General features: G+C 73.5%; 16 protein-coding genes. 5 read left to right on the top strand and 11 right to left on the bottom strand.

Translation table 11 applies throughout. The annotated features are described in order from the left end of the window. Positions 1-6 precede the first annotated feature (6 nt). A complete protein-coding gene (locus ACI8AP_RS10875) occupies positions 7-4,602 on the bottom strand; it encodes an ATP-dependent helicase (protein ID WP_456589353.1) in 4,596 nt (1,531 codons plus the stop codon). A gap of 88 nt (positions 4,603-4,690) precedes the next feature. Here ACI8AP_RS10875 and ACI8AP_RS10880 point away from each other — a divergent pair, with 88 nt between their 5' ends. The 4 genes from ACI8AP_RS10880 to ACI8AP_RS10895 all read left to right on the top strand — a co-directional run bounded on the left by ACI8AP_RS10880 (position 4,691) and on the right by ACI8AP_RS10895 (position 8,181). Next, positions 4,691-5,968 (top strand): MFS transporter, encoded by a 1,278-nt coding sequence (locus ACI8AP_RS10880; protein WP_456589354.1) that lies wholly within the window; start codon positions 4,691-4,693, stop codon positions 5,966-5,968. 146 nt (positions 5,969-6,114) lie between these two features. After that, positions 6,115-6,309: a DUF3046 domain-containing protein gene (locus ACI8AP_RS10885; RefSeq protein WP_456589355.1), complete on the top strand. Its 195-nt coding sequence runs from the start codon at positions 6,115-6,117 to the stop codon at positions 6,307-6,309. Positions 6,310-6,485: 176 nt separating this feature from the next. Beyond that, a complete protein-coding gene (gene recA, locus ACI8AP_RS10890) occupies positions 6,486-7,523 on the top strand; it encodes a recombinase RecA (RefSeq protein WP_346619486.1) in 1,038 nt (345 codons plus the stop codon). A 46-nt stretch (positions 7,524-7,569) separates the two neighbouring features. Beyond that, entirely contained in the window at positions 7,570-8,181 is a 612-nt protein-coding gene (locus ACI8AP_RS10895) for a regulatory protein RecX (protein ID WP_456589356.1), read from the top strand. Positions 8,182-8,212: 31 nt separating this feature from the next. Here ACI8AP_RS10895 and ACI8AP_RS10900 read toward each other — a convergent pair whose 3' ends face one another. From ACI8AP_RS10900 to ACI8AP_RS10940, 9 genes are all read right to left on the bottom strand, one after another. Continuing rightward, positions 8,213-8,755: an AAA family ATPase gene (locus ACI8AP_RS10900; protein ID WP_456589357.1), complete on the bottom strand. Its 543-nt coding sequence runs from the start codon at positions 8,753-8,755 to the stop codon at positions 8,213-8,215. A 71-nt stretch (positions 8,756-8,826) separates the two neighbouring features. Beyond that, complete coding sequence (locus ACI8AP_RS10905) at positions 8,827-9,204, bottom strand: nuclear transport factor 2 family protein (RefSeq protein ID WP_456589358.1); 378 nt, start codon at positions 9,202-9,204, stop codon at positions 8,827-8,829. Positions 9,205-9,278: 74 nt separating this feature from the next. After that, entirely contained in the window at positions 9,279-9,749 is a 471-nt protein-coding gene (locus ACI8AP_RS10910; protein WP_456589359.1) for a hypothetical protein, read from the bottom strand. 147 nt (positions 9,750-9,896) lie between these two features. Next, on the bottom strand, positions 9,897-10,787 hold the full coding sequence (locus ACI8AP_RS10915) for an amino acid ABC transporter permease (RefSeq protein WP_456589360.1): 891 nt from the start codon (positions 10,785-10,787) through the stop codon (positions 9,897-9,899). Then, on the bottom strand, positions 10,784-11,431 hold the full coding sequence (locus ACI8AP_RS10920; protein ID WP_456589361.1) for an amino acid ABC transporter permease: 648 nt from the start codon (positions 11,429-11,431) through the stop codon (positions 10,784-10,786). Before ACI8AP_RS10920 ends, ACI8AP_RS10915 begins: the two co-directional genes overlap by 4 nt. Before the next feature lie 74 nt (positions 11,432-11,505). Continuing rightward, positions 11,506-12,402 carry a glutamate ABC transporter substrate-binding protein gene (locus ACI8AP_RS10925; RefSeq protein WP_456589362.1) on the bottom strand — a complete coding sequence of 299 codons (897 nt, stop codon included), beginning with the start codon at positions 12,400-12,402 and terminating at the stop codon, positions 11,506-11,508. Between the two features lie 23 nt (positions 12,403-12,425). After that, the gene (locus tag ACI8AP_RS10930) at positions 12,426-13,181 is read right to left on the bottom strand and encodes an amino acid ABC transporter ATP-binding protein (protein ID WP_456589363.1); all 756 of its coding nucleotides are present in this window, start codon (positions 13,179-13,181) and stop codon (positions 12,426-12,428) included. Between the two features lie 82 nt (positions 13,182-13,263). Further along, complete coding sequence (locus tag ACI8AP_RS10935) at positions 13,264-13,545, bottom strand: helix-turn-helix domain-containing protein (RefSeq protein WP_456589364.1); 282 nt, start codon at positions 13,543-13,545, stop codon at positions 13,264-13,266. Beyond that, the gene (locus ACI8AP_RS10940; RefSeq protein ID WP_456589365.1) at positions 13,542-14,168 is read right to left on the bottom strand and encodes a DUF2975 domain-containing protein; all 627 of its coding nucleotides are present in this window, start codon (positions 14,166-14,168) and stop codon (positions 13,542-13,544) included. Before ACI8AP_RS10940 ends, ACI8AP_RS10935 begins: the two co-directional genes overlap by 4 nt. A gap of 72 nt (positions 14,169-14,240) precedes the next feature. On the opposite strand from ACI8AP_RS10940, the gene miaB reads away from it, so the two are divergent. Further along, entirely contained in the window at positions 14,241-15,722 is a 1,482-nt protein-coding gene (gene miaB / locus ACI8AP_RS10945) for a tRNA (N6-isopentenyl adenosine(37)-C2)-methylthiotransferase MiaB (protein WP_456589366.1), read from the top strand. Between the two features lie 73 nt (positions 15,723-15,795). Here miaB and ACI8AP_RS10950 read toward each other — a convergent pair whose 3' ends face one another. Continuing rightward, the gene (locus ACI8AP_RS10950; protein ID WP_456589367.1) at positions 15,796-17,301 is read right to left on the bottom strand and encodes a DUF349 domain-containing protein; all 1,506 of its coding nucleotides are present in this window, start codon (positions 17,299-17,301) and stop codon (positions 15,796-15,798) included. Between the last annotated feature and the right edge of the window lie 11 nt (positions 17,302-17,312).

The raw sequence follows: 17,312 nt of genomic DNA on the forward strand, positions 1-17,312 counted from the left end.
GGGGGCTCACCCGCGCAGGCGCAGGCCGCGGGGAGTGGCCGCGAAACCGGCTGCCTGCAGTGCCTGGGACAGCGCGGTGTCCTCGTGCACCGAGGCGCCGTCGGCCTTCTGCACGACCATCCGGCCCAGCGCACCCGCGGACACCGCGCCGGAGAGCGCCGTCGCTGCTTCCTTGAGCACCTGTTCCTCCTCGGTCCAGGAGAGCAGCGTCTTCCCACCGCGCTCGACGTAGAGCACCAGCTCGCCGTCGACCAGGACGACCAGCGCCCCCGCCTTGCGCCCGGCCCGGTGCCCCGCCTTCCGGCCGGCGCCGGTGCCCTCGCCGAGGTCCACGGCCGTCCCGTCGGCCGCGACCGTGCGCTCGGGCCAGGGCAACGCCGCCCCGTAGACGTTGGCCGGGTCGGTCGCGGCGAGCACGACGGCGCCCGCCGGCACCCGGTCGGGCGAGGCGAAGCTGCGCAGCCGGTCGACCGATCCGGGCGTGCCGAACTGGGCGGCCCCGAGGGTCTCCACGAAGTAGCCGCGCCGGGCCCGGCCGTTCTCCTCGAACGCCCGCAGCACCGGGTAGACGGCGGAGAAGCCGCCGACGACCTGCTCGGCCATGACCGCGCCGCGGGTGAGGACGCCGTGCCGCTCCAGCAACGCCTCGGCCCGTGCCGTGGTGCGCCGGGTGGCGTTGGCCTCCCGGTCGGGCAGCCGCGACCAGCGCCCGGCCACCGTGGGCGGGCCGCTGCGGGTCGGCATCGCGCCCCGGCTCAACCGCGGGCGGCCGTACCGGTTGCGCGTGACCCGCGGGGGAGCGGCGGCCCGCTTGTGGGTGCCGCCCCCGCCGAGCCGGGTGCGCAGCGGGGCCAGGGTGTCGTTGGTCAGCGCGCCGGCCCACACCAGGTCCCACACCAGGTCGGCGAGCGCGGCGTCGTCGGTGGCGCCGAGGGCATCGGAGAGACCCCGGAAGAACATCGCCTGCCCACCGGCGAGCAGTTCGAGCAGCGGCTGCCCCTCACCGGCGACCTCCAGCTGCTCGGGCAGCAGCAGCGGCGCCAGGTCGGCGGGCACCAGGCTGAGCCAGCCGTCCCCGCCGGGCAGCCCCCCGGCGCCGGCCCACAGCACCTCGCCTGCGCTGGTGAGCTCGTCGAGCATGGCCGGCGAGTAGTCGCGTACTCGCGCCGGAAGCACGAGCGACTCCAGCGCGCTGGCCGGTACCAGGGCACCGGCCAGCTGCTCCACGACGGCTAGCACTCCGTCGGCACCCCGCAACCGGCTGCCCACCGACTGCCAGGACGGCGTGAACCGGGCCAGCGTGCCGGTGGGCACCGGCTCGACCTCCTGCCGGAGTTTGGCCAGGCTGCGCCGCCGGATGGACCGGAGCACGTCGGCGTCGCACCACTCCTGCCCGGTGCCGCCGGGGCGGAACTCCCCGGAGACGAGCCGCCCGGTACCGGTGAGCCGCTGCACCGTCGCGGTGACCACGGCGACGCCCAGGCCCAGCCGGGTGGCGGCCTCGGCGGGCTGGAAGGGGCCGTGCGTGCGCGCGTAGCGGCCGACCAGGTCGCCGAGCGGGTCGGCGACGGGCTCGGTGAACACCTCGGGCACGCCGACGGGCAGCGCGGTGCCCAGGGCGTCCCGTAGCCGGCCGGCGTCCTCGATGGCGACGTACCGCTCCTCGCCGGCGATGCGGACGACCAGGGCCCGGCGGGCGGCGACCAGCTCGTCGAGCCACTCCCGGGGCACGCCTCGGCGCGCTGCCTCTGCGGCGGTGAGGTCACCGACCACCCGGAGCAGGTCGCCGGCGCCGTCGACGTCGCGGGGGTGGCGCTGCTCGGGCAGCCGCTGCAGCTCCGCCTCGATCTCGGCGATCGCCTCCGCGTCGAGGAGCTCGCGCAGCTCCGAGCGGCCGAGCAGCTCCGCGAGCAGGCCGGTGTCCAGGGCGAGCGCCTGGGCCCGGCGCTCGGCCAGCGGGGCGTCACCCTCGTAGAGGAACTGGCCGACGTAGCCGAACAGCAGCGACTGGGCGAACGGTGACGCCGTCTCGGTCTGCACGTCGACCACCCGCACCCGGCGGGCCCGCACGTCGCGCATCAGCTCGACCAGCCCGGGCACGTCGTAGACGTCCTGCAGCACCTCGCGCGCCGCCTCGAGGGTGATCGGGAACGAGGCGAACTCGCTGGCGACCGAGAGCAGCTGGGCGGCGCGCTGCCGCTGCTGCCACAGCGGGGTGCGGCGGCGCGGGTCGCGGCGGGGGAGCAGCAGCGCGCGGGCGGCGCACTCGCGGAACCGGCTGGCGAACAGCGCCGAGCCGCCGACCTCCGCGGTGACCTCGCGCTCGACGTCGTCGGGGTCGAGCACGGCCAGCTCGCCCTCCGGTGGCTCGCCGGTCGTGTCGGGCAGCCGCAGCACGATGCCGTCGTCGGAATGCATGGAGGAGACGTCGACGCCGTAGCGCTCCCGCAGCCGCGCAGCGAGCACCAGCGCCCACGGAGCGTTGACCTGGGCGCCGAAGGGGGAGTGGACGACCAGCCGCCAGTCGCCGAGCTCGTCGCGGAACCGCTCGACCAGCAGCGTCCGGTCGTCGGGCAGGTGGCCGGTGGCCGCCTTCTGCTCGCCGAGGTAGGCCGCCAGGTTCGCCGCGCCCCACTCGTCCAGCCCGGCGGCCCGCGCCCGCTCCAGCCCGGCCTCCGGGGTGGCCGAGCCGACCTCCCGCAGGAACGCCCCCAGCGCCCGGCCGAGCTCGAGCGGCCGCCCGGGGGCGTCGCCGTGCCAGAACGGCATCTTCCCGGGCTGGCCGGGCGCGGGGGTGACCAGCACGCGGTCGTGGGTGATCTCCTCGATCCGCCAGGACGAGGACCCCAGCAGGAACACGTCGCCCGCGCGCGACTCGTAGACCATCTCCTCGTCCAGCTCGCCGACCCGGCGGCCACCGGCCCCTTCGCCACCGACCAGGAAGACGCCGAACAGCCCGCGGTCGGGGATCGTGCCGCCGCTGGTGACGGCGAGCCGCTGGGCGCCGGCGCGGGCGGTGAGCGTGTCGGTGACCCGGTCCCAGGTGAGCCGCGGGCGCAGCTCGGCGAAGGCGTCCGACGGGTAGCGCCCGGCCAGCATGTCGAGGACGGCGTGCAGCGCCGACTCCGGCAGCGAGGAGAAGGCCGCCGAGCGCCGCACCAGCGCGCCGACCTCCTCCACGGTGCGGGGCCGCTCGGAGACGATCGCGACGATCTGCTGCGCCAGCACGTCCAGGGGGTTGCGCAGGTAGCGGATCGACTCGATCGCGCCAGCCTTCATCCGCTCGGCCACCAGCGCGCACTGCACCAGGTCACCGCGGTACTTGGGGAACAGCACCCCGCGGCTGACCGCCCCGACCTGGTGCCCGGCGCGACCGACCCGCTGCAGCCCGCTGGCGACCGTGGGCGGCGCCTCGACCTGGACGACGAGGTCGACCGCGCCCATGTCGATGCCGAGCTCGAGGCTCGAGGTCGCGACGACGGCGGGCAGGCGGCCGGATTTCAACGCCTCCTCGACGACGGCCCGCTGCTCGCGGGAGACCGAGCCGTGGTGGGCCGCGGCGACCGGCTGGAAGGCCTCCGGGAGGCCGCCGCCGGAGCCGGCCTGGGCCATCAGGGCGGCGGCGTTCGTGCCGGGCGGGACGGGCTCGCCGGTGGTGCGCTCGTAGGCCAGCTCGTTGAGCCGGCTGGTCAGCCGCTCGGCCAGCCGACGGGAGTTGGCGAAGACGATCGTGCTGCGGTGCGCCTGCACCAGGTCGAGCACCCGCTCCTCGACCGCCGGCCAGATCGAGTTGCGCGGCTGGTGCCCGGCCGCCGAGCCCTCCAGCTCGCCGGTCGGTTGCCCCAGCTCGCTCATGTCCTCGATCGGCACGACGACCGAGAGGTCCCAGCGCTTGGTCGAGCCGGGGGAGACCACCTGCACCGGCCGGCCGCCGGCGAGGAAGGTGGCGACCTCCTCGATGGGCCGCACGGTGGCCGACAGGCCGATCCGCTGCGCCGGCCGGTCGAGCAGCTCGTCGAGCCGGTCGAGGGAGACGGCTAGGTGGGCGCCGCGCTTAGAGTCGGTGACCGCGTGGACCTCGTCGACGATCACCGTCTCGACGCCGCGCAGCGCCTCCCGCGCCTGGCTGGTGAGCAGCAGGAACAGCGACTCCGGCGTGGTGATGAGGATGTCGGGCGGGCGGCGCGCGAAGGTGCGCCGCTCGTCGGCGGGGGTGTCGCCCGAGCGGATGCCGACGCGGATCTCCGGCCGCGGCAGCCCCAGCCGTGCGGCGGCCTGGCCGATGCCGGCCAGCGGCGCCCGCAGGTTGCGCTCGACGTCGACGGCCAGCGCCTTGAGGGGGGAGACGTAGAGGACCCGGCACCGTGTCCGCTCGTCGGCCGGCGGGGTGGCGGCGAGCCGGTCGAGCGACCACAGGAACGCCGCCAGGGTCTTCCCCGACCCGGTCGGGGCGACGACGAGGGCGTGCTCGCCGCTGCTGATCGCCTGCCAGGCCCCGTCCTGGGCGGCCGTCGGCTGCTCGAACGCACCGGTGAACCAGGCGCGGGTGGGCTCGGAGAACCGGGCCAGCGCACCGGGGGCGGGAGTCGGGCGGGCGGGCACGCGCTCAGTGTCCCCGCCGTGTACGACACTTCGCTGACCGGCGGGCGCCGGACGGCGGGACCTTCCCGCCCGGGAGACGGGAGTGCACGTGCCACCGCTGCAGCAGCCCGAGGCCACCATCAACGTCGCCGGCGTGCAGCGCCGCACCCTGGGCGTCCTCAGCGGCGGTGTGGCGCTCGCCGGGCTCGGCGTCACCGTCGGCATCACCGCGGGCGGGTTGCTGGCCCGCGACGTCGCCGGCACCGACACCGCCTCGGGCCTGGGGCAGACGGCCGGTGTCCTGGGGGCGGCGGTGCTGGCGGTGCCGCTGGCGCGGATCAGCGACACCGCGGGGCGGCGGGCCGGTCTGGCCACCGGCTACGGCGTGAGCGTCGTCGGCGCCGTCCTCACCGTCCTCGCCGCGGCGGCGTCGTCCCTGCTCCTGCTCCTGGCCGGGCTGTTCCTGTTCGGCGCCGCGACGGCGTGCGGGCTCCAGTCGCGCTACGCCGCGGCCGACCTCGCCGCACCCGAGCGCCGCGGCCGGTCGCTGTCGCTGGTCGTGTGGGCCACGACCGTCGGCTCGGTGGTCGGCCCCAACCTCGCCGCACCGGGCGCCGAGCTCGGCGAGGCCCTCGGGCTGCCGGCGCTCGGTGGCGTCTTCGTGGTGTCGGCGGTCGTGTTCGCGCTCGTCGCCGTGGGCTTCCTGCTGCTCCTGCGGCCCGATCCGCTGCTGGTGGCCCGGGCGCTCGGCGGAGGCGACGGCGGTTCCCGGCCGCGGCACGCCACCGGGGCCGCTCTGCGGGCGGTGTGGGCGACCCCGGCCGGGCGGCTGGGGATCACCGCGGTCGTGGTGGCCCACTCGGTGATGGTCGGGGTCATGGTGATGACGCCGGTGCACATGGGCCACGCGGGCGGGCCCGAGGGGACGGTGCTCCGCCTCGTGGGCCTGGTGATCAGCGTGCACGTCGCCGGCATGTACCTGTTCTCCCCGCTGGTCGGCATGCTCGCCGACCGGGTCGGCGCGCCGACGGTCGTAGCCCTGGGTGCCCTGCTGCTCCTGGCCGCGGCCGCCGTGTCGGGGACGGCGGCCCCCGCCGACTCGGTGCAGCTGGGCGCCGGCCTGCTGCTGCTCGGCCTGGGTTGGTCGTGCGGGCTGATCGCGGGGTCGGCGCTGGTCACCGCGTCGGTCGGCCCGGAGCTGCGGCCGACCGCGCAGGGCGGCACCGACCTGCTGATGGGGCTCGGGGCCGCGCTGGCGGGGGTGGTCGGGGGGCCGCTCCTCGCCTGGGGCGGGTTCGGCCTGGTGTCCGCCGTGTCCGCCGCGCTGGTGCTCCCGCTGGTCGTGGTGTGGCTCGGGACGCGGGTCAGCGCCCGCGGTAGTTCCTGATCAGCACCACGATGATCGCGACGAGCGCGACGACGATGCCGATCTCGAGGACGGTGTCGAGCGTCGCGGAGCCGGTGCCCGGGATCATGCGCGCCAGCCTAGGGCGGCACCGGCGCGAGCGGGTCCCGGCGGGTTAGCGTCGGGGTGTGCGCCTGCAGGAGTTCTGGTCCCGGCTCGACGGTCAGTTCGGGTCCATGCGCGCCCAGAGCGTGGCGCGCGACCACGTCTTCTCCACCCTGGGCGGCCGCACCGCCGTGGACGCCATCGACGAGGGCGTGCCGGTCCGCAAGGTGTGGCTGGCCATCTGCGAGGACTTCGACGTGCCCGTCAAGGAGCGCTGAGACGACGCCCACGGCCGGGTCGGCGTGTCGGCCTGGCAGTCGAACAGGTGTTCGGCCTACTGTGACGTCCACAGGGCGGCCGCTCCTCCACACCCCGCCCCGCAATCCGGAAACTGTCGGTGCCTCGCCCTAGCGTCGGTCCCGACCCGCTTCTCGCGAACCGAAGGTGACGCACCATGCCAGCAACGCTCGACCGCGACAAGGCCCTCGACATGGCCCTCGCCCAGATCGACAAGCAGTTCGGCAAGGGCTCGGTGATGCGGCTGGGCGACAGCCCCGAGGTGGCCATCAAGGTCATCCCGACCGGCTCGATCGCCCTCGACATCGCGCTGGGCATCGGTGGCCTGCCCCGCGGCCGGGTCATCGAGGTCTACGGGCCGGAGTCCTCCGGTAAGACCACGGTCGCCCTGCACGCGGTGGCCAACGCCCAGGCCAACGGCGGCATCGCCGCGTTCATCGACGCCGAGCACGCGCTCGACCCGGAGTACGCCCGCGCCATCGGCGTGGACACTGACGCGCTGCTGGTCAGCCAGCCCGACACCGGTGAGCAGGCGCTGGAGATCGCGGACATGCTGATCCGCTCCGGCGCGCTCGACATCATCGTCATCGACTCCGTCGCGGCCCTGGTGCCGCGCGCCGAGATCGAGGGCGAGATGGGTGACAGCCACGTGGGTCTGCAGGCCCGCCTGATGAGCCAGGCGCTGCGCAAGATCACCGGTGCGCTGAGCAACTCCGGCACGACGGCGATCTTCATCAACCAGCTGCGCGAGAAGGTCGGCGTCGTCTACGGCTCGCCCGAGGTCACCACCGGTGGCCGGGCGCTGAAGTTCTACTCGTCGGTGCGGCTCGACGTCCGTCGTATCGAAACCCTCAAGCAGGGCACCGACGCGATCGGCAGCCGTACCCGCATCAAGGTGGTCAAGAACAAGGTCGCCGCGCCGTTCAAGCAGGCCGAGCTCGACATCCTGTGGGGCCAGGGCTTCAGCCGCGAGGGCGGCATCGTCGACGCCGGTGTCGAGCAGGGCATCGTGAAGAAGTCCGGTGCTTGGTACACCTACGAGGGCGACCAGCTCGGCCAGGGCAAGGAGAACGTCCGCAACTTCCTGAAGGACAACCCCGACCTCGCCGACGAGATCGAGAAGAAGGTCAAGGAGAAGCTGGGCATCGGCCCGACGCTGGACGCTCCGGCGCCGGTCGACGCCCCCGACTTCTGATCCGGTGCTGGACGACCGGCCCTCGAACCGTCGGCGCGGCTCCGGGGTGACCCGGGCCGGCCGACGTTCGCGGACGCCGGGTGGCGACGATCCCCTGACCCCGGACGTCGCCCCCGGTTCCCCGGAGGACGACGCGGGCGATCCCGAGCAGGTAGCACGGTCGATCTGCCTCCGTGCGCTGACCGGGGCCCCGAAGACCCGCCAGCAACTGGCGGATCTCCTCGCGACCCGGGGAGTGCCCGATGACGCGGCCGAGGCGGTGCTGGACCGGTTCACCGAGGTCGGCCTGATCGACGACGCCGCGTTCGCCCGCGCCTGGGTGAGCAGCCGGCAGGCCGGTCGTGGACTGGCGCGCCGGGCGCTCTCCGCCGAACTGCGGGCGAAGGGCGTCGATCCGGAGACGGCCGCGGAGGCCGTCGAAGCGGTGGATGACGACGACGAGCGCGACGCGGCTCGTCGGCTCGTGGCCCGGCGGGTCGGGAGCATGCGCCGGCTCGACCGTGCGACGGCCACCCGCCGGCTCATCGGCATGCTCACCCGCAAGGGCTACAACGGCGGTCTCGCCGCGGCGGTCGTGCGGGAGACGCTGGACGAGGCAGAGCTCGGCGATGACGTCGGCGACCTCCCCGAGTTCGACGAGGAGAGCGCGCTTCCCTGACCGGCGAGGTCGAGCCGGCCGTGAGTACGGCTCACGAGGGGTGGCGGCGAGGTCCGTCTGGTGCCGGCCGGTCGAGCCGGCGCATCAGCTCGAGCACCACGTCGGTGACCGGCTGTCGGGCGTCTACCCGTAGGGGCGATTCATGAGCCCAGGGTGCGTACGCCGCCGCGCGCGCGACGATCTCGCCCCACGAAGGCTCCGGCACGTGCGACAGGTCTCGTAGCCGGCCCTCCAGCCGACGGCGGTGCTCGACCTCGTCCTCGAGGACCAGCAGCACGAAGGCGAGGTCCACGCCGGCGGTGGCGGCCGCCACCCGCCAGGTCTCGCGGGCGGGTTCGCTGTCGTTCACCGCATCCACCACGACGGATGCTCCGAGCGCGAGGTTCTGCTGCACCACGGCCCGTGCGGCTTCGTACGCCGCTACCCCGGTCTCCCCGGAGCGGGGGAGCCCTGCGCCCAGGAGCGCGTCCTCGATCGGGTCGATGGAGATGTGGACGGCCCTCAGCCGGGCAGCCAGCTCGGTGGCGACCGCGGACTTGCCGGTGCCCGGCAGCCCCGAGATGACGATCAGCATCCACTCACCGTGCCGGGTCGGGGCGCGGTGCACCGGCCGACTCGGCGTGTCCGGCGGGCTCCGGTGCGCGTTCAGCCGCCGGCGACCTCGGTGCCCTGGTGGTAGATGACGCGCCAGTCGTCGGCCGTGCGTTCCCAGATGGTCGCGCGTCGCGTGACCCGGGCATCCTGCCGGAGTCGGTAGGTCAGCAGGAACGTGTCACCACCCAGCGGGCGGCAGGCGACGTCGCTGGTCTCCCAGTCATCGAGGACGCCGTCTGCGTAGCGCTGCTCCAGCACCGACCACACGTGCTCGCGGTCGTAGCGGGCGCCGGACGCGCCGACCTCCCAGAAGTCCTCGGCGGTCATGGCCTCGAAGGCGGACCGGCTCGTTCCTCGCTCGGTTCGGTGGAACAGAGGTTCCCGGGCCATCAGTTCGTCGAGGACGGCGGTGACGTCCGAGGCACCCATGCACGCCACTGTGCCTGTCCGCGAGACGATCGCACCGGGCGAGGACCGGCCACCATCGCGTTCCTCGGCCAGACTTAGCCTGCGGCGAGCCAGGCGGTCACGTCGACGGCCACCCCGTCCGGGGCTTCCGGGTCGGCCACCAGCCAGGCCGGGTCCCGGAGTTGGCCGCTCGACAGCCAGCGGGTGATCTCCGCGTCGAAGGCGTCCTCGTCCGAGGCGTTCGGGCGGCGGCGCTCACCGACGAACGTCAGATCGGTCTCGGTGCCGTCCTCGTAGCGGAGCACCACCCGGCACCGCGACCGCCGGTGCCGGGCCGGCGGCACGACCTCGCGGACGACCGCGCTCTCCGCGCCGGCTGCCTCGGCGAGCGCCGGCGCGGCGGCGCGCAGACGCTCGACGAACGCCTGGCCCGCGTCCAGCTGGGCCGCCGCATCCACGGTCACGGGGGCGACGACGGGCGCGTCGGCGGCCGGCGGGATCGTCTCAGTGGAACTCCGGGGAACCGGGGGCAGGTTGCGGCGCCCGGCCGCGTGCATCGTCTCCATCGTGCCGACCAGTCTCGCGACCGTTTCGCTCCGTGACCCTCCGGCGCGCCCAGCTGGGACGAGTGGGTCGGACGTGAACGAGCCGGTCAGGCGGGTGGCGAGTCGGTGGCCCCCTGGTCGAGGGCGCCGTCGGTACGAGCGGGCAGCTCACACCGCGCCGCCGCCACCACCCATCTGCACGTCCGCCGGCAACTCGGCCTTGCCTCCACCCGACGTAGCGCTCCGGCGGGTGCGCCGCTCGACGAGTTTCGCCAGCTGTGAGAGCAGCACGTTGATCACGATGTAGATCAGCCCTGCGGCGACGTACAGCTGGAAGGTGTACTGGTTGCCGAAGCTGAGGGAGAAGAACTCCACCAGGCTGCGCGCACCTCGGAGCAGCTCGAAGTAGCCGATGATGAACCCGAGCGAGCTGTCCTTCAGCAGGACGACGAGTTGGGCGATCAGGACCGGGAGCATGCGTCGGGTGGCCTGGGGGAGCAGCACCAGCGACATCACCTGGTACTTGCGCATGCCGATGCCGAAGGCGGCCTCGCGCTGCCCCTTGTCGATCGACAGGATCCCGGCCCGGAAGATCTCGGCGAGCACCGCCGAGTTGTAGAGGATGAGCCCGCCGGCGAGCGCCTGGAAGGCGGAGAGCTCGATGCCGTACTTCGGCAGTACGAAGTACAGCGCGAAGATGACGACAAGCAGCGGGATGGCCCGGAAGAACTCGATGTAGGTGCCGACCAGCCAGCGCACTGGGCGGTGGTCGGACAACCGCCCGACGGCCAGCAGCAGCCCCAGGACTGTGGCCACGACCATGCCGACAGCTGCGACCTGGAGCGTGTTGACCAGCGCGCGGCCGAGCGTCTGCGGGACGCCGGTGCGCGGATCGAACAGCACCGCCCAGCGCTGGCTCTCCAGCTGACCGTTGCCGGCCAGCCGGATGAGGACGACGGCGAGGATCCCCAGGATCAGCAGAATGCCGATGCCGGTACCGACGCGGATGCGGGCGCGCGCCTTGGGCCCGGGGATGTCGAAGAGGACCGGCGTGGTCATCGGAGGATCGCCACCCGTCGCTCCAGGCGGTGCACGCCGAAGGCGAGCGGCAACGTGATGATCATGTAGGCGACCACGACCCCCAGCAGGACGGCGGTGAGCTGCCCGGCGTCGGCGTTGACCAGGCGGGGGAGCAAAGAGCTCAGCTCGCTGGTGGCGAAGCCTGCCGCGATGGAGCTGTTCTTGACCATCGCGATGAAGACGTTGCCCAGCGGCGGGACGACGGTGCGGAACGCCTGCGGGAGCACCACCTCGCGCAGCGACTGCCCGAAGGTGAGGCCGATGGCGCGGGACGCTTCGGCCTGCCCGGTCGAGACGGAGTTGATCCCCGAGCGCACCGCCTCGCAGACGAACGCCGCGGTGTACAGCCCGAGGGACAGCACAGCCCCTGTGTAGAAGCCCAGGATGAAGTCGATCTGCGGCAGGCCGAAGATCAGGAAGAAGAAGACCACCGTCAGCGGCGTGTTACGGAAGGTCTCGACGTAGAAGGTCGCCAGCCCGCGCAGCGGCGGGACCGGACTGACCCGCGCCGCGGCCAGGAGCGTGCCCAGCACCAGCGCCAACAGGCCGGCGAGCAGTGACAGGCTCAGCGTCGTCAGGAACGCATCCCACAGCAGGCCGAAGTTGTCAGCGAGGAACTGCACACCGCCTCCTCTCGGGGCTGGTCAGAAGGCGGCGCTGTGGGGCGGATACCCCCGCCCCACAGCGCCGGAGATTGTCAGTAGCGGTCGACGTCCGGCGGCTGGGGGGCCTCCTGGCCGCTGATGGCGCCGGCGGTGCGGTCCCAGGCGTCCGCCCAGGCGCCGCTCTCGTAGGCCTCTTCCAGCGTGTCGTTGATGAACGCGCGGAACTCGTCGTCACCCTTCGGCACGCCGATGCCGTACGGCTCCTCGGTGAACGGGTTGCCCACGAGCTCGAACGCGCCGTCGCTGCCGGCGACCAGGCCGGTGAGGATGACGTTGTCCGTGGTCACGGCGTCGACCTGGCCGTTGGCCAGGGCGTCGGCGCACTTGGAGTAGACGTCGAACAGCGTCAGGGTCGCCTCCGGGTAGTTGTCCCGGATGTTCTGTGCCGGCGTGGAGCCCTCCACCGAGCAGACGTTCTTGCCCGCCAGGTCCTCGGGGCCCTCGATGCCCTCCGGGTTGCCGGCCGCCACCATGATGTCCTGGCCGGCCTCGTAGTACGGCCCGGCGAAGTCGATCAGCTCCTTGCGGGCGTCGTTGATGGTGTAGGTCGCCACCACCATGTCGACCTGGCCGTTCTGGAGGAAGGGCTCGCGGTTGGCCGAGACGGTCTCGGTCCACTCGATGTCCTCGGGTGCGATGCCGAGTTCGGCGGCGATGATCTTGGCGATCTCGACGTCGAAGCCCTCAGGGGTCTCGGTGTTGGGGTTGAGGAGCCCGAACCCGGGCTGGTCGAACTTGGTGCCGACGGTGATGGACCCCGCCTCGGCCAGTTCGGCCATCGTGGTGCCGGCTTCGAAGTCGACCTCCTCCTGCACCTCGACGGTCGAGTCGGCGGCGTCCTCTGCCTGGTCGCCGGCCTCGCTGCCACCGCAGGCGGTGAGCATGAGGCCGAGGGCCGCGAGCGAGGCGGCGTAGCGGGTGGTGCGCATGAGCTGTCCTTCCGTAGGGACGGTCAGTGGTTCAGGATCTTGGACAGGAAGTCCTTGGCCCGGTCGGAGCTCGGGTTGCTGAAGAACGTCTCGGGGTCGGACGACTCCACGATCCGGCCGCCGTCCATGAACACGACGCGGTTGGCGGCCTTCCTCGCGAAACCCATCTCGTGGGTGACGACGATCATCGTCATGCCCTCGGCCGCCAGGCCGACCATCACGTCGAGCACCTCGCTGATCATCTCGGGGTCCAGGGCCGAGGTCGGCTCGTCGAAGAGCATGACCTTCGGGTCCATGGCGAGGGCCCGCGCGATCGCCACCCGCTGCTGCTGACCACCCGAGAGCTGAGCCGGGTACTTGTCCGCCTGGGCGCCCACGCCCACCCGGTCCAGCAGCTCGCGGGCGCGCTTCTCGGCGTCCACCTTGGAGCGCTTGCGGACCTTGATCGGCCCCAGGGTGACGTTCTCGAGGATCGTCTTGTGCGCGAAGAGGTTGAAGCTCTGGAAGACCATGCCGACGTCGGCGCGCAGGCGGGCGAGCTGCTTGCCCTCCTCGGGCAGCCGCTCGCCGTCGATGACGATCTCGCCCCTCTCGATCGACTCGAGGCGGTTGATCGCACGGCACAGCGTCGACTTGCCCGACCCCGACGGGCCGATGACGACGACGACCTCCCCGCGGGCGATCTCGAGGTCGATGTCCTGCAGCACGTGCAGGTCGCCGAACCACTTGTTCACGCCGGACAGGCGGACGAGAGGCTCTCCGGTCGTACGGCTGGTCACCCTGGGGACCCTAAGGGTGGGAGGTCGCGGTTCCCGCACCGCGCGATCACGAAGGCGTAACGAACCCCGGTAGGTCGCGCGCTCACGGCTCGGTGTCCGCCCGTTCGGGTGACCGCTCCGGCGCGACGGAGAAGAGATCGCCCGGCTGGCAGCCCAGCGCGCCGCAGACCGCGGTCAGCGTGGAGAACCGGACGGCGCGCGCCCGCCCGTTCTTGAGCACCGACAGGTTGACCACTGAGACGCCGACGCGTTCCGAGAGCTCGACCAGCGTCATGCCCCGCTCGTCCAGGAGCCGGTCCAGGTGGCAGACCACGCGGTGGGCGGCGTCCTCGTCGGGGGCCGGCTCGCCCAGGCGGGGGCTCACACGGTCCCCTCGACCTCGTCCTCCAGCGCGCGCCCGCGGCGGAAGGCCTCGGCCGCGGCCAGGAGGGCGAGGGCCAGCCCGATCGGCATGAACGGGATCGTGACCTCGAACAGGACGAGCGGGGAGTCGGGCCCGGCCAGGTCGAGGTGCTCGAGCACGGCGGTGGCGACCACTCCCTCGGCCATGGGCACCACCAGGCCGCCGAGGACGACGGCCGCGGCGAGGCCGGCCAACCGGCCGGGGTTGCGCCGGTCGAAGGGGTGCCCGTCGTGGATGGCCCAGAGCACCCGCGCCAGCAGCCATGCGCCGACAGCGACGGCGATCGCGCTCAGCGAGGCCGGCAGCTCGGTGAGCGCCCGCAGCCCGGCCGGGAGGTCGGAGGCGACCAGCGTCGACTCCGGCGTGGAGTCGACGACCCAGACGCCCTCCGGCAGCCCGGGCAGGTCGAGCGCGCGGTCCCCGTCCGGTTCGGCCGCGTTCACCGTGATGCTGCCGCCCGGCTGGGTGAGCTGGTTGATCGGCTGCACCACCGCGAAGAGGGCCGCGACGCCGGCGACGACGAACAGGACGGCGGCGCCCAGGTTCGTGCCGGTGCGGCCGAGGAAGGGGCGGCTCGTCGTCATGGCGCGGACCATAACGACTTTCGATAGCAACGACAATCGTTGTTCGGGCCGCGACGTACCCTTCCTCCTGTCATGAGCAGCCTTGTGGAGAGCCCCGCCCCGCGCACCTACCGGGTGCGCACCTACGGGTGCCAGATGAACGTGCACGACTCCGAGCGGCTGTCCGGCCTCCTGGAGCAGGCGGGGTACACCGCCGCGGCGGACGGGGACGACGCCGACGTCGTCGTCCTCAACACCTGCGCCGTGCGCGAGAACGCCGACAATCGCCTCTACGGCAACCTCGGGCACCTCCGCCCGGTCAAGGACGCCCGCCCCGGCATGCAGATCGCCGTCGGCGGCTGCCTCGCGCAGAAGGACCGCGGCGAGATCGTCCGGCGGGCGCCGTGGGTCGACGTCGTCTTCGGCACCCACAACGTCGGCTCGCTGCCGGCCCTTCTGGAGCGGGCCCGGCACAACGCCGAGGCGCAGGTGGAGATCGCCGAGGCGCTGGAGGTCTTCCCCTCGACCCTGCCCGCGAAGCGGGACTCCGCCTACTCCGGCTGGGTGTCGATCAGCGTCGGCTGCAACAACACCTGCACGTTCTGCATCGTCCCGGCGCTGCGCGGCAAGGAGAAGGACCGCCGTCCCGGCGAGATCCTGGCCGAGGTGCAGGCGCTGGTCGACCAGGGCGTGCTCGAGGTGACCCTGCTCGGGCAGAACGTGAACAGCTACGGCAGCGACTTCGGTGACCGTGGCGCGTTCGCCGACCTGCTGCGGGCCACCGGCCGCATCGAGGGGCTGGAGCGGATCCGGTTCACCAGCCCGCACCCGGCGATGTTCACGGACGACGTCATCGCCGCCATGGCCGAGACGCCGGCGGTCTGCCACCAGCTGCACATGCCGCTGCAGTCCGGCTCGGACGACGTCCTCAAGCGGATGCGCCGCGCCTACCGGCAGGAGCGCTACCTCGGAATCATCGACCGGGTGCGCGCCGCCATGCCCGACGCCGCGATCACCACCGACATCATCGTCGGGTTCCCCGGGGAGACGGAGGAGGACTTCCAGCAGACCCTGGACGTCGTCCGGCGGGCGCGGTTCGCCAGCGCCTTCACCTTCCAGTACTCCAAGCGGCCGGGCACGCCCGCCGCCGAGATGGAGGGGCAGCTGCCCAAGGAGGTCGTGCAGGAGCGCTACCTCCGGCTGACCGCGCTGCAGGACGAGATCAGCTGGGACGAGAACCGGAAGCTCGTCGGCGCGCGGGTGGAGCTGCTCGTGGCCGCGGGGGAGGGGAGCAAGGACGCCGCGCGCGGCCGGCTCTCCGGCCGTGCCCGCGACGGGCGGCTCGTGCACTTCACGGCGGCCGACGGGGTGCGCCCCGGCGACGTCGTCGAGACCGTCGTCACCCAGGCCGCGCCGCACCACCTGGTCGCCGACGGCCCGCTGCTGTCCCACCGGCGCACCCGCGCCGGGGACGCGAGCGAGGCCGGGACCCGGCCCACGACCCCGGGCGTCTCGCTGGGCATGCCGCGGATCGGCGTCCCCGAGCCGCTCCCGGTGCTCACGACCGGCTGCTGAACCAGGGCACAGGAAGCTTTACCTACGGGATCGCGAGCAGAACCGTAGGTAAAGCTTCCTATGCCTGGCAGGGCTAGCGGCGAGCGGACTTCTCGGCCTCGGCCAGCCACTCCCGCCGGGTGGCGAGGTTCGCCTGCGCCTCGGCGATGCGGCGCTGGTCGCCCGCGGCCTCGGCCTTGGCCAGCTGCTCCTCGGCCTTGGTGACGGCGGCCCGCATCGAGGCGACCATCGGGTTCTCCGGGGCGGTGCGCACCCGGCCGGCGTCGGCGGCCCCGCGCACCTTCTGCTCCACGGCCTGCATCCGGTCCTCGAGCTGTCGCATCACCGCGCGCGGCACGTGCCCGATGGCGTCGTAGCGCTCCTGGATCTTCCGCAGCGCGTTCTGTGCCCCGCGCAGGTCCTTGCCCGGGTCGAGTTGCTCGGCCTCGGCCAGCAGCTCCTCCTTGGCCCGCTGGTTGGCGACCTGCTCGGCGTCACGCGCCTTGTCCTGCTCGGCGCGGGCGCTGAAGAACACGTCCTGCGCGGCGCGGAACTCCTTCCACAGGTCGTCGTCGCCGTCCCGGCCGGTGCGCGGCACGGCCTTCCAGCGGTCCATCAGCGAGCGCATCGCGGCGCTGGTGGAACCCCAGTCGGTGGACGTCGACAGCCGCCGCGCCTCGGCGATCAGCTCCTGCTTGGCCGCACGGGCCTCACCGCGCTGGGCGTCCAGCTGCGCGAAGTGGGCGCCGCGGCGGCGGCCGAAGGCGTCGCGGGCGGCGGCGAACCGGGACCACAGCGCGTCGTCGGTCTTGCGGTCGATGCCGCGGATGGTCTTCCACTCCTCGACGATCGCCTTGAGGCGGTCGCCGGCGGCCTTCCAGGACGTCGACTCGGCGGCGATCTGCTCGGCCTCGGCGGCCAGGGCTTCCTTGCGCGCCACCTGCGCCGCCCGGGCGGCGGCCTTCTCCGCCCGGTACTCGACGGCGGCGGCCTCGGCGGTCGCCACGATGGCGCGGGCCCGGGCGGCCAGCCCCTCGAGGTCGCCCACCGCGGCGGCGGTCGGGATCGACTCGGCCAGCGCCTGGGCCTTCGCCTTGATCTCGCCGGGGTTGCCGGTGTGCGCCTTGAGCCGGGCCTCCAGCAGCGACACCTCGGTGGCGAGGTCGTCGAAGCGGCGGCCGTAGTGGGCGAGCCCCGCCTCGGCGTCGCCCGCCTGCCACGAGCCGACCTCGCGCTCGCCGTCGGCGGTGCGCACGTAGACGGTGCCGTCCTCGTCGACCCGGCCCCACTGCGCCGGGTCGCTCACCACCCGCTCGACCGGAGGAGCCGCCGGGGCCGGGGCCGGCGTCGGCTCCGGGGTGGTCGCGGGTTCCGGTTCGGCCGCGGGTGCGGGCGCCGGCTCCGGTGCCGGCGCCGCGCCGGTGGGGTCGGCGAGGGCCGCCTCCGCGGGGGTCGGCGCCGCCGGCGTGCCGGCCGCGGGGGTCACCGCGTCGGCGCCGTCGGTCGGGGTCGCCGCCTCGGGGGCGGGGGTCTCGGGGGTCTCCGCAATCGGCGGAGCGGCCTGCTGCACCCCGTTGCCGGGGTCGTCCGTGCTCGACACGTCCGGCAGTG

It is taken from the genome of Blastococcus sp. SYSU DS1021 (assembly GCF_054050995.1).